The sequence below is a fragment of the Leucobacter sp. Psy1 genome (assembly GCF_020096995.1).
Taxonomy (GTDB): Bacteria; Actinomycetota; Actinomycetes; order Actinomycetales; family Microbacteriaceae; genus Leucobacter.
Map to the genome: position 1 here is coordinate 3,013,550 of NZ_CP083692.1, position 12,339 is coordinate 3,025,888.

Annotated in this window: 12 protein-coding genes; 4 read left to right on the forward strand and 8 right to left on the reverse strand. The window is 68.3% G+C overall.

The window, feature by feature from the left end:
* Window positions 1-2: 2 nt before the first annotated feature.
* Window positions 3-1,202, reverse strand: a complete 1,200-nt coding sequence (locus tag K8P10_RS14300; RefSeq protein ID WP_224779556.1) for a thiolase family protein — start codon at window positions 1,200-1,202, stop codon at window positions 3-5.
* Window positions 1,203-1,385: 183 nt separating this feature from the next.
* On the opposite strand from K8P10_RS14300, the gene K8P10_RS14305 reads away from it, so the two are divergent.
* Both K8P10_RS14305 and K8P10_RS14310 read left to right on the forward strand, forming a co-directional pair.
* Entirely contained in the window at window positions 1,386-2,720 is a 1,335-nt protein-coding gene (locus K8P10_RS14305; RefSeq protein WP_224779557.1) for an MFS transporter, read from the forward strand.
* A gap of 175 nt (window positions 2,721-2,895) precedes the next feature.
* A complete protein-coding gene (locus tag K8P10_RS14310; RefSeq protein WP_224779558.1) occupies window positions 2,896-3,531 on the forward strand; it encodes a GNAT family N-acetyltransferase in 636 nt (211 codons plus the stop codon).
* Here K8P10_RS14310 and K8P10_RS14315 read toward each other — a convergent pair.
* The 3 genes from K8P10_RS14315 to pdhA are packed head-to-tail and all read right to left on the reverse strand — an operon-like array spanning window position 3,516 to window position 6,963.
* Entirely contained in the window at window positions 3,516-4,907 is a 1,392-nt protein-coding gene (locus tag K8P10_RS14315) for a dihydrolipoamide acetyltransferase family protein (RefSeq protein ID WP_224779559.1), read from the reverse strand. The two genes, K8P10_RS14310 and K8P10_RS14315, sit on opposite strands and share 16 nt — an antisense overlap.
* On the reverse strand, window positions 4,904-5,893 hold the full coding sequence (locus K8P10_RS14320) for an alpha-ketoacid dehydrogenase subunit beta (RefSeq protein ID WP_224779560.1): 990 nt from the start codon (window positions 5,891-5,893) through the stop codon (window positions 4,904-4,906). The genes K8P10_RS14315 and K8P10_RS14320 overlap by 4 nt, the downstream gene beginning before the upstream one ends.
* A complete protein-coding gene (gene pdhA, locus K8P10_RS14325; RefSeq protein ID WP_224781303.1) occupies window positions 5,890-6,963 on the reverse strand; it encodes a pyruvate dehydrogenase (acetyl-transferring) E1 component subunit alpha in 1,074 nt (357 codons plus the stop codon). The genes K8P10_RS14320 and pdhA overlap by 4 nt, the downstream gene beginning before the upstream one ends.
* Before the next feature lie 181 nt (window positions 6,964-7,144).
* Here pdhA and K8P10_RS14330 point away from each other — a divergent pair, with 181 nt between their 5' ends.
* Window positions 7,145-7,615: an Lrp/AsnC family transcriptional regulator gene (locus K8P10_RS14330; protein WP_224779561.1), complete on the forward strand. Its 471-nt coding sequence runs from the start codon at window positions 7,145-7,147 to the stop codon at window positions 7,613-7,615.
* A gap of 9 nt (window positions 7,616-7,624) precedes the next feature.
* Here the strand turns inward: K8P10_RS14330 and K8P10_RS14335 are convergent, their stop codons facing one another.
* From K8P10_RS14335 to K8P10_RS14350, 4 genes are all read right to left on the reverse strand, one after another.
* Entirely contained in the window at window positions 7,625-8,416 is a 792-nt protein-coding gene (locus K8P10_RS14335; protein ID WP_224779562.1) for an ABC transporter ATP-binding protein, read from the reverse strand.
* The gene (locus K8P10_RS14340) at window positions 8,416-9,474 is read right to left on the reverse strand and encodes an ABC transporter permease (RefSeq protein ID WP_224779563.1); all 1,059 of its coding nucleotides are present in this window, start codon (window positions 9,472-9,474) and stop codon (window positions 8,416-8,418) included. The genes K8P10_RS14335 and K8P10_RS14340 overlap by 1 nt, the downstream gene beginning before the upstream one ends.
* A 130-nt stretch (window positions 9,475-9,604) precedes the next feature.
* Window positions 9,605-10,615, reverse strand: a complete 1,011-nt coding sequence (locus K8P10_RS14345; protein ID WP_224779564.1) for an ABC transporter substrate-binding protein — start codon at window positions 10,613-10,615, stop codon at window positions 9,605-9,607.
* Window positions 10,616-10,884: 269 nt separating this feature from the next.
* On the reverse strand, window positions 10,885-11,751 hold the full coding sequence (locus tag K8P10_RS14350) for a serine hydrolase (RefSeq protein ID WP_224779565.1): 867 nt from the start codon (window positions 11,749-11,751) through the stop codon (window positions 10,885-10,887).
* Between the two features lie 100 nt (window positions 11,752-11,851).
* Here K8P10_RS14350 and K8P10_RS14355 point away from each other — a divergent pair, with 100 nt between their 5' ends.
* A complete protein-coding gene (locus K8P10_RS14355; protein ID WP_224779566.1) occupies window positions 11,852-12,301 on the forward strand; it encodes an SIP domain-containing protein in 450 nt (149 codons plus the stop codon).
* The last annotated feature ends 38 nt before the right edge of the window (window positions 12,302-12,339 follow it).

The following is a 12,339-nucleotide window of genomic DNA, read 5'->3' on the forward strand; positions in this document are numbered from 1 at the left end:
GATCACACCCGTTCCAGGATCGTCGCGGTGCCCTGACCGACACCCACGCACATCGTCGCGAGCCCGTAGCGGGATCCCTCGCGCTCCATACGTCCGAGCAGCGTCACGAGCAGGCGCGACCCCGAGGATCCGAGTGGATGGCCGAGCGCGATCGCTCCGCCGTCGGCGTTCACGCGTGCCGGGTCGAGCCCGAGTCGACGGATCGAGGCGAGCGACTGGGTCGCGAACGCTTCGTTGATCTCGACGGATCCGATGTCGTCGATGCCGAGCCCGGCGCGCTCGAGCGCCCGCTCCGTCGCGGGAACGGGACCGAGACCCATGATCTCCGGCGCGAGAGCCGCCGAGACACTGGTGACGATGCGCGCCCGCGGGGTGAGCCCGTGCCGCTCGATGGCCTGCTCACTCGCGACGAGCACGGCGCTGGCCCCGTCGTTCAATGATGAAGAGTTGCCCGCCGTGACGACGCTGCCGCCCGCCACCACGGGTCGCAGCCCCGCCAGCACCTCGGCGGTCGTCCCCGGGCGAGGCCCCTCGTCCGTGTCGACGGTCACCGTCTTGCCGCGCCCGGCCGGGGCCTCCACCGCGACGATCTCGTCGGCGAATCGACCGGCCTCGATGGCGGCGAGCGCGCGCCGATGACTCTCTGCGGCGAAGGCGTCCGCGTCTTCACGGCTGATGCCGTCGACGCGCGCCACTTCCTCCGCCGTCTCGGGCATGGAGAATGTCGCCTTCTCGCGCCGAAGGAACTCGGGGTTCGTGAAGCGCCATCCGATGGAGGTGTCGAACTGGTCTCCCGGCTTCGCCCAGGCCTTGCCGGGTTTCGCCTGCACCCACGGCGCCCGGGTCATCGATTCGACGCCGCCCGCGAGAATGAGGTCGGCGTCTCCGGCCCGGATCGCCTGGCCCGCGTTCGCAACCGCCGTCATGCCCGAGGCGCAGAGGCGGTTGACGGTGTAGCCGGGAAGGGTGTCCGGGAAGCCGCCGAGCAGGGCGGCCATCCGCGCTACGTTACGGTTGTCCTCGCCAGCCTGGTTCGCGGCCCCGAGGATCACCTCGTCGAAGGCGTCTCTCGGAGCACCTGCGCGGTCTGCCGCTGCGGCGATGACGATCGCTGCGAGGTCGTCGGGTCGTACGCCCGCCAGGGCGCCGCCGTAGCGGCCGACGGCCGTACGGGCGCCGCCCACGAGATACGCTTCGGTCATGGGTTGAGACCTCCCTGTCGCACCCGATCAGCGCTGATTTAGTGACTGAACGTTCGGTAACAATATCACGATAGCCGCGGTGCCATTGTGGCGCAACGGCTCCTGCCTGTACAGTACTTTACTGTCCGAACGGTCGGTCGGCACAGGGTCGCCGGCACTGGTTTCACGAACGACGGAGTTCACATGTCAGACACCGCAGTCCGCCAGCGCGAGGAGCGCAGGGTCCTCGCCGGCACCCTCGTCGGCACCTCGATCGAGTGGTACGACTTCTTCATCTACGCACAGGCCGCGGGCGCCGTCTTCGCGACGCTCTACTTCGCGCCGGCGGGCGAGACGGTCGGTCAGATCGTCGCGTGGGCATCTCTCGGCATCTCGTTCCTCTTCCGCCCGCTCGGCGCTGTCGTCGCCGGCCACCTCGGCGACCGGATCGGCCGCAAGCGCATGCTGGTGCTCACGCTCATCATGATGGGCCTCGCCACGGCACTCATCGGCGTGCTGCCGACCTACGCTCAGATCGGTGTCGCCGCACCGGTGCTGCTCGTGCTGCTGCGCGTGCTGCAGGGCTTCTCCGCCGGAGGCGAGTGGGGCGGCGCCGCACTCATGTCGGTCGAGCACGCCCCGAAGGGCAAGCGCGGGCTCTTCGGCGCGTACCCCCAGATCGGCGTTCCGGTCGGCATGATCCTCGCCACCGCCACCATGTGGGTCATCACGACCGCCATGACGGAGGAGCAGTTCCTCGCATGGGGATGGCGCATCCCGTTCCTGTTCTCCATCGTGCTCATCGCCGTCGGCTACCTGATCCGCCGCGCGGTCGAGGAGTCGCCGATCTTCAAGGAGCTGCAGCAGCGCAAGGGCGAGTCGGCCGCGCCGCTCAAGACGCTATTCTCCAAGCACGCCAAGGAAGTCATCCTCGCCGCACTCATCTTCATCGCGAACAACGCGGCCGGCTACCTGCTCATCGCGTTCTTCTCGGCGTACGCGACGCGCCCCGAAGCGGACGGCGGCCTCGGCCTCGCCCGCCCGCCGGTGCTGCTCGCCACCACGCTCGCCTCGTTCGGCTGGTTGATCTTCACGCTCTTCGGCGGCATCATCTCCGACCGTCTCGGGCGCGTGCGCACCTTCCAGATCGGCTACGTGCTGCTCGGCATCTGGGCGATCCCGATGTGGTTCCTCATCGACACCGGCAACATCGTCATGTACTTCCTCGCACTGTTCCTCATGACGGTGGGCCTCGGACTCTCGTATGGACCGCAGGCCGCGCTGTACGCCGAGATGTTCCCCGCCGACATCCGTTACTCGGGCGTCTCGATCGGCTACGCCATCGGCGCGATCTTCGGCGGCGCCTTCGCTCCGCTGATCGCCGACCTCGTCTTCAGTGCGACCGGTCAGTCGTGGACCATCGGCCTCTACATCCTGGGCGTCACGATCATCTCGCTCATCGCCGTCTCCCTCGTGAAGGAACCGAAGGGCGTGGCACTGAACACCCGCTCCAACGAGGTGATGGGCGTGGTGCAGTAGGCACCTGATTCACGTTCTCCTCGAAATCGACGATGCGCTCGTCCCGAACCACGGTTCCGGGCGAGCGCATCGTCGTTTTCGAGCGCACCGTGAAGGTCGAGCCCGCAATCCCTGACCACCGACGATCAGCAGGTGAAGCTCGAGTGAGCGAACCAGCTCCAGAGATACTGGACTCATGCCCGAGACCGATGCTCCACCCGATGCACTGCTCGATCGCGTCACCTGGCCAGTGCACACCGAGCGGTTGACCCTCCGCCGCGCCGACCTCTCCGATGCAGCGGCTGTCTGGGCCTACCGTCGACTCGCAGACGTCGGACGCTGGACCTCCTGGCACCCCGCGGATCGCGCCGACTGGGATGCGAACTTCGCCACCCGCCACGGCAATCACCTGATCATCGCACGCGAGGATCGCGTGATCGGCGACATCATGGTGCGCATCGAGGATGGCTGGGCTCAACGAGAGGTCTCCACCCAGGCGACTCTGGTGCAGGCGGAGCTCGGCTGGACTCTGCACCCCGACTGGTCGGGACGGGGGTACGCAGCCGAGGCACTCCGCGAAACGATCCGACTGTGTTTCACCGACCTCGGGCTCCGCCGCGTCACCGCGAACATGTTCGCGGCGAACGCCCCGTCACGCCGGCTCGCGGAACGCCTCGGGATGCGGCTCGAGCTCCACACTGTGAGCGAGTCCCTGCATCGCGACCTCGGGTGGGTCGACGGACTGGGATACGCGCTCCTCGCCGAGGAGTGGCGGGCAGCGCAAGGGAGTGACGCCGCTCCCCTGCAGCCCTCCCCTCACACGCGCGAGTAGGCGCTCAGCGGCTGCTCGAGCAGGTCGACGACACTCCGGAGGAAGCCGGCGGCGTAGCCTCCGTCGCAGACGCGGTGGTCGAAGACCAGTGAGAGCTGCACGATGCGGCGGGGCACGATTTCGCCGCCGACCACCCACGGGCGCTCGATCGCGCGGCCTGCGCCGAGGATCGCGACCTCCGGGTGGTTGATTATCGCGGCGGACCCGTCCACGCCGAGGCTCCCGTAGTTGTTCACGGTGAAGGTGGATCCGTTGAGGCGTTCGGGCGGGATCCTGCCCGACCTTGCATCGGCTCCCAGTGTGCGCAGTTCAGCGTCGAGACGCGCGAGCGGCATCGTGTCTGCTCGGGGGATCACCGGGACGAGCAGGCCCCGCGCGGTGTCGGCGGCGATCCCGAGATTGACCCCGTCGAACACGATCAGCTCATCGCCTCGTTCGCCGACTCGGGAGGCGAGCAGCGGAAAGCGTTCGAGCGCGAGGAGCGTGAACCGCGCGAGGAGCGCGGTGAACGACGGCGGACGCTCGTCCTCGCCACTCGCCATTCTGCCCCGCAGTTTCCAGAGCTCGGTGATGTCGGCATCGACCCAGACGGTGGCTTCGGGAATCTCCGAGCGGCTGCGGCTGAGTTTCGCGCTGACCGCCTTTCTGAGCGGGGAGAACTTCTCCGTCCGCAGGACGCCCAGCGGACCGTGCGGCGCCGTCGACCCTCCGGGGTTCGGGATCTCGGCGCGACCGGCGGTCTCCGCCCCTGTGTGCGCCTCTGCAGCGCGCAGCACGTCGGCCCGCGTCACGGCTCCGTCCGCTCCCGTGGGGTCGACATCGCGGGGGTCGATCCCGAGCTCGCGCGCGAGCCGGCGCACGATCGGCGAGCGTACAGCCACGGTGCGGGGGCGATCCTCAACGGTCTCAACGGCCGCAGCGACGGGTGCCGCCGAGCTCGTCGGGGTGGCGGCGGCCGGAAGCCCCGCCCCTGACCCACCTCGCCGCCTGCGGCGCCCCTTCGCCGGTCCCGCGCCCGTGCCGTATCCGATGAGCACGTTGCCGGATCCGGCGCGCTCCTCCTCGCGGTACACCTCGTGCTCCGCGGGTGCCGACGGGTCAGCGTGCGAGCCTCGCGCACTGTCGTCCGCGGCCTGCCCGCCGACCTCGAGTACGGGTGCCCCCGTGTTGATCGTGTCGCCCTCAGCGCCGTGCAACGCCGTGACGACGCCGCCGAACGGCGACGGGAGCTCGACCACGCTCTTCGCCGTCTCGACCTCGGCGATCGGGGCGTCGACAGCGATTTCGTCGCCCACCGCGACCAGCCAGCGCATGAGCGTGGCCTCGGTCAGGCCCTCGCCGAGGTCGGGAAGGTGGAAGATCTGTGCGGCGCTCATGCGGTGACCTCCTCGAAGTGGAGGGAGTCGACGGCGTCGAGGACACGATCGACGTCGGGGAGGTACCAGTGCTCGAACTTCGGGGACGCGAACGGCGTATCGAACCCGGTGACGCGCCGGACCGGCGCCTCCAGGTACTCGAAGCACTGCTCGAAGACGCGCGCTTGGATCTCCGACGCGACGCTGGCGAACCCGGGCGCCTCGGCGATGACCACGGCGCGCCCGGTGCCCCTGACCGCTCCGGTCACCGTCGCGTCGTCGAAGGGCGTGAGCGTGCGGACGTCGACGACCTGCGCACTGCGTCCCTCCTCCGCGAGCGCCTCGGCCGCCTCGAGCGCGATCGGAACCGACGGGCCGTACGCAATGAGGGTGACGTCGGTGCCCTCGCGCACGACGGCAGCACGCCGCAGGTCGGCCGTGACCGACGTGTCGACTGGACCCTTCGACCAGTACAGCTTCTTCGGCTCCATGAAGACCACCGGGTCAGGTGATGCGATGGCGGCGCGCAACAGCGAATAGGCATCCTGCGGTGTCGCGGGCGAAACGACCGTGAGACCGGGCGTGTGGGCGTAGTAGGCCTCGGAGGAGTCGCAGTGGTGCTCGACCCCACCGATCCCGCCACCGAAGGGGATCCGGATCACCATCGGCAGCCGGGTCGCACCGCGAGTCCGGTTGCCCAGCTTGGCGACGTGGCTCACGATCTGCTCGAACGCGGGCAGGGCGAACGCGTCGAACTGCATCTCGACGATCGGCACCATGCCGTTCATCGCCATGCCGACGGCGGTGCCGACGATCCCCGATTCGGCGAGCGGAGTATCGAAGCACCTGGTCTCGCCGAAGCGCTCCGTCAGTCCGTCCGTCACCCGGAACACTCCGCCGAGCGCCCCGACGTCCTCACCGAAGACGAGGACACGATCGTCCGCCTCGATGGCATCAGCGAGGGCACGGTTCAGTGCCGCGGCCATCGTCATCGTCTCGACGCTCATGATGCGGCCTCCGTGCGATCGAGTTCATCGTGGAGCTGTTCCCACTGCGCGTCGAGCTGGGCAGGGCGCTCGGTGAAGACGTGCGAGAACAGCTGTTCGGGGTCGAGGTCGGCGTCCGCGTTCATCGCGGCCCGCAACTCTCCGGCGACCTGCTCGGCCGCCTCGGCGACCTCGCTCTCGAGCGCCTCATCGAGTCGCCCCTGCTGACGCAGGTACGCGCGCACCCGCACGATCGGATCGCGCTCGACCCACGCCTCAACCTCAGCTCGCTCGCGGTAGCGCGTGTCGTCATCGGCGTTCGTGTGGGCAAGCATGCGATAGGTGTGCGCCTCGACCAGGCTCGGCCCTTCGCCCGCACGTGCCCGCTCCACGGCCGCGTCGAGCACCGAGAGCAGCGCGGCGACGTCATTGCCATCGACCCGCTGCCCCGGCATGCCGTACCCGATCGCCTTGTGCGCGAGAGACGGAGCCGCCGTCTGCCGCGACAGCGGCACCGAGATCGCGAACTCGTTGTTCTGCACGAAGAACACGACCGGCAGGTGGAACACGGCGGCGAAGTTCATCGCCTCGTGGAAATCGCCCTCGCTCGTGGCTCCATCGCCGCACATTGCCAGCACGACGGTGTCTTCCCCCCGCAGCTTCGCGGCGTGCGCGAACCCGACTGCGTGCAGCAGCTGCGTCGCGAGCGGTGTCGCCTGAGGGGCTACGCGGAACTCGTTCGGGTCGTACCCCGAGTGCCAGTCGCCCCGAAGCAGCACGAGAGCACCCGCCGCGGTGACCCCGCGGGTGATGATCGCAACCGAATCACGGTAGGTCGGGAAGAGCCAGTCGTGCTCCCCCAGCGTGAGCGCCGCGGCGACCTGGCACGCTTCCTGCCCATTCGACGATGGATACACGGCGAGACGCCCCTGGCGGACGAGAGCGTTGCACTGGTCGTTGATCCGACGGCCTGCGACGAGCGCGGCGTACGCGGCCGAGAGCCGGTCGGTCTCGGGCATGGGGTACCGGTCGTCGGCGACGGACGAACCCTCCGCGTCGATGAGCGTCACCGGGGCGCTGCGTGGAAGCATCGTCGATTCTGCGCTGAGCACTCGCTCCTCCTCCTTGAAGATGATGTGCTCCCATACTGCCCGCCGAGAAGCCGTCTGTTCAGCCGGACGACTGATACTCTGTACAAATACGTACGTTGCGGCGATGATGACGAACGGATGTCCAAACTCGCCCGCAGTTGTGTTGGAGCGAAGGGGCACCATGGAACCGGATCACATCGACCTCAAGATCATCGAGGTGCTGAAGCGCGACGCCCGGGCATCGATGACGACGCTCGCGGAGTCCGTATTCATCTCGCGCGCGAGTGCGCACGCCCGGTTCAAGCGACTGGTCGCGGAGGGTGTCATCTCCGCGTTCACGGTGCGCACCGACCCCGTACTGGCGGGCAAGCACTCGTCCGCCTACGTCACGCTCTCGGTCGACCAGGCCGACTGGCAGGACGCCCGCGATCGTCTCCTCGAGATTCCCGAAGTGGAGCACATCGCCCTCGTCGGAGGCGAGTACGACGTCATGCTGCTCGTGCGGGCGCGCGACAACCGCGACCTGCGCCGCGTGGTGCTGGAGCGGATCCAGTCCATTCCCTCGGTGCGGGGAACGAGAACCCTGCTCATCTTCGAGGACTTCCCGAACATCGCACCCCTCGAGTCCGGCTCGCAGTCCGCACAGGACTGAGGAAGCGCCCTACCCGAGCATCGCCCGGTCGTCGAGCGTCGCCCCCTTGATCTTGGCGAACTCGTCGAGCAGGCCAGACACGGTCAGCGTGCGCTTCCGCTCGGCGTCAGCCTCGAAGACGATCCGCCCCTCGTGCATCATGATGAGACGGTTGCCGAGGGCGAGCGCCTGCTCCATGTTGTGCGTCACCATGAGCGTCGTCAAATTTCCCTGCGAGACGATGCGCTCGGTGAGCTGGGTGACGAGCGCGGCACGCTGCGGGTCGAGGGCGGCGGTGTGCTCGTCGAGGAGCAGGATCCGGGGCTTGGTGAACCCTGCCATGAGCAGCGACAGCGCCTGGCGCTGACCACCGGAGAGCAGTCCGACCTTCGCGGTCAACCGGTTCTCGAGTCCGAGCTCGAGCGTCGCCAGGTGCTCTTTGAAGCCCTCGCGCTGGCCGCGCGACAGACTTGGGCCGAGACCGCGCGACTGACCGCGACGCGAGGCGAGGGCGAGGTTCTGCTCGATCGTGAGGCTGGGTGCGGTGCCCGCCATCGGATCCTGGAACACCCGGCCGAGGAACTTCGCCCGCTGGTACTCCTTGAGCCGGTTGACGAGCTTGCCGTCGATCTCGATGCGTCCGCTGTCGACGGTGTAGCGCCCGGAGATCGCGTTCAGCAGCGTGGACTTGCCGGCACCGTTCGAGCCGATGACGGTGACGAAATCGCCCTCGTCGAGCCGGAGACCGAGTTCGACGAGCGCGCGGCGCTCGTTCACGGTGCCGGGGAAGAAGGTCTTGGAGATCTGGTCGATGGCGAGCATTACTCCCCCTGGTGCTGAGTCGTGGTGCGGTGGGCGGATCCGGGGGTTCCGGCCGGTGCGGCATCGGGGCCCTCGCCCGCTTCGTCACCGATTCCGGTGACATCGGCGGCCGAGTCAGCCGCCGCGAGCGCCGGCGCAGGCTGGTCGAGGACCACTGTGCCTGCTGCTCGCCGCAGTCGGGGGACGCGTTTCAGGAACCCCCAGCGCGGCAGCAGCAGGGCTGCGACGACAAGGACGGCGGTGACGAACTTCATGTCGTTCGGGTCGAGACCGACCTGCAGGGCGAAGAAGATGATGAGGCGGTAAAGCACGGCGCCGAGCACCGCCGCGAGGCTCGCAATCCAGATGAACTTCTGGCCGAAGACCGCCTGGCCGAGAATGACCGATGCGAGGCCGACGAGGATGAGGCCGATGCCCATGCTGATGTCGGCGAACCCCTGGTACTGGGCGACGAGCGCGCCGCAGAGCGCGACGAGACCGTTGGAGAGCGCCAGGGTGAGGATCGTGGTGCGATCGGTGCTGACGCCGAAGCTGCGGATCATCGGGCCGTTGTCGCCCGTGGCCTGGATGGCGAGGCCTTGATTCGTCGAGAGGAACCAGTCGACCAGGAGCTTCACGATGATCACGGCGACCGCCACGATGGCGATGCTCATCCAGCTGCGCGCGATGCCGGCATCGGCGAGGGGCGTGAAGACGGTGTCGGCACGGAGGAGCGGCAGGTTCGACGTGCTCACGGCGTCCTCTTTGGTGGTGCCCATAATGCGCAGGTTCACCGACCACAGCGCGATCATGGTCAGGATCCCGGCCAGGAGCCCGTCGATCTTGCCCTTGGTGTGGAGCACACCCGTGATGATGCCGGCCACGATGCCTGCGGCTCCACCCGCCAGTGTGGCGAGCCACGGGTTCTGCCCGAGCGTGATCATGGACGCCGCCACCGCGGCACCGGTGGTGAAGCTGCCGTCGACCGTGAGGTCGGGGAAGTTCAGCACCTTGAAGGTGAGGTAGACACCCAAGGCCATGACGCCGTAGATGATTCCGAGTTCGAGGGCGCCGATCATGACGTCATTTCCTTACACGCATCCTTCTGCAGTGCGACGCCTGGGCGCCGCTCGGCCACCGGTTCCCCGGCTCCGCGGCTCGCGGGGCCGGGGAACCGGCCGAGTACTTCAAGCGGGAGTCGCCGAGCGGTTACTCGACGACGTCCGCACCCTCCATGACGGAGTCGGGGATCTCGACGCCCATGCGCTCCGCCGCAGCGGGGTTCACAGTGTTCGCGAGCGTCGCCGCCATCTCGACGGGGGTGGTGGCGGGGTCGCCGCCCTCGAGGATCGCGATCGCCATCTCGCCGGTCTGCTTGCCGAGCGCCTCGTAGTCGATGCCCATCGTGGCGATCGCACCGCCCTCGACGGTACCGGCCTCAGCGGCGATCACGGGGATCTGCTTCTGCTCGGCGACCTGCACGAGCGCAGCGATGCCGTTCACGACCATGTTGTCGGTCGGCACGTAGATCGCGTCGACATCGCCGAGCGCCTCGGTGGCCTGCGCGATGTCGTTCGCGGTGGTGACGGTCTGCGTCACGATCTCGAGATCGCGATCCGCCGCGACCTCCGTCGCCTGCTCGACCTGGACCTCAGAGTTGACCTCGCCCGAGGCGTAGACGATGCCGACCTTCTTCGCGTCGGGCACCATCTCGGTGATGAGGTCGAACTGGCCCTCGAGCGCCTCCGGCGGCACCGCGTCGCTGGTACCGGTGATGTTGCCGCCGGGCTCCTCGTTCGAATCGACGAGATCGGCCTCGACGGCGTCGGTCACTGCGGTGAAGAGGACGGGGTAGGTCGAGACGGAGCTCGCCAGCGCCTGCGCGGCCGGGGTCGCGATCGCGAGTGCGAGGTCCAGGTCCTCATTCGCGAACGACTCCGCGATGGTGACGGCGGTCGCCTGCTCTCCCTGAGCGTTCTGCTCGTCGAACTCGACCTCGAGACCGGCCTCTTCGAAGGCGGCCTTGAAGCCCTCGGAAGCGGCGTCGAGCGCGGGGTGCGGAGCGAACTGGCTGATGCCAATGCTGTAGCTCTCGCCCTCGCCGCCCGCGCCTTCGTCGCCGGCATCGTTGCCGTTCGCGCAGGAGGTCAGGGTGAGGGCCGCAGCTGCGGAGAGGCCGACGAGCGCGAGCGCGCGGCGGCGGAACGAGGTCTGTCGCATGGATGATGTCCTTCGAACATAGGGATCACCGCGGCGAGTACCACGGTGTACGAATCGAACGCGTTGTGAAACTACGTCACTCAGCATCGTAGACGCGACTAGCCTACCGGCGTTGCACCCGTCGCGTATCGTGATCGAACGGTTGCGGATCGGGGCCCAGACCGGCTCTGGCACCCCCGCTCACCGAACGATCGTCGCGTCCATGAGCCTTCTCGTGCCCGATCGTCCAGCGAACACCGCCGGACCGACCGCGGGCATCCATCCGGGCGTCAGAGCTGCCCGGCCGCCTCGACCACGAACTCGGCCATCGCATCCGCCCCGAAATGATCGTGCGCCGTGAGCGTCACCACTGCGTTCCCGGCGAAGATGACGAGCTGCCCGTGAGCGCCGTGGAGCCGCCATGCGTCTCCAGGCCCGCCCCACCCCGCGAGCGCGTACCGGTCGTACCCGGGGGACTCGCCGGCACGGACCCAGTCGCTGTGCATGGCGTCGATCCACTTCGCTGAGATCAGGCGCTCGCCACGCCAGACGCCACGATCGCGGATGAGCAGGCCGATGCTCGCGAGTTCCGCGGTGCGGAGGTGGAGCCCGCCCCCTGCGAGGATCCACCCGTTCGGGCATCGATCCCACACGACACCCTCAATGCCGAGCGGACCGAACAGTCGGGGCTCGAGAAACCGCACGGGGTCCCCAACCCGCTCCGCGAGCGCGCGCATCGCGGTGTAGGTGCTCGCGTTCGAGTACTGGAACACTCGACCGCGTGATCGCCGACCGCGGAACTCGACCGCCAGATCGGGCCAGTCGGTCATCATGGTCTCGGACCACGGCAAGTCGATACCGCTGCTCATCGAAAGCAAGCGCCGCAGCGTGACGTGCTCGACACCGGCTCCCATGCGCGCTTCCGGGAAGCACGCCGCGACGGGCTCGTCGAGGGAGACGAGACCGGCGTCGGCCGCCATACCGGCCGCCAGGACGCACACGGCCTTCGCCGCCGAGTGGATGTCCTCGCGCACGTCGGGGGTCCACCGGTGCTCCGCCACGTCGGTGCCCACGTGCACCTGGAGGCCGTGGGCGTCGAAGCCCGTGTCGTGCACTCGCTCGACGATGCGGTCTCTGAGAACCTGCGCACGAGTCATCCCAGCAGTCTCTCGCAATGGCCGCTGCCGTCCGCCGCGACTTCCTGAATATTGGCTGAGTTTTCGTCGGACGTAGGTAAGGCTTGCCTATTATGGAGTCGTGGCATTCAGTGAGCACTCGACCGGCATCTCGACGTTCGGCACCCCCGAGACCGTCGACTGTATTCTCGCAGCCGGAGACGCGAGCGACCTCGACGATATCCGCGCCTGGTGCGCCGAGCTCCCCGCCAACAGCTACGGCACGATCTTCATCGAGGTCTTCGCCCCGATGCAGATCGAGACCATCGAGACCCCGCGCCGCGTCAGCGTGACCTGGATCTGCCGCGAAGGGCTCGCCGGCTCCTCACGACCCGGAATCGGAGTGCCCCGCGGCCAGGCGCTCGCCACGGCGGTCGACGCCTGGCTCGACGAGTGGGTCCGCGCAGAACCCGAATCGGGCCAGCACTGCATGATCTGGACCGGGGCCCGATCCAGCTCCATCATGCAGAGCTTCTGGATGCGCGTCGAGCGGGAGCTCACCGAGGCCTGGTCGGGCCACGAGCACGCCTGAGCCGCTGCTCGGCGGCCGCTGACCGCCTCTGCCGGCTC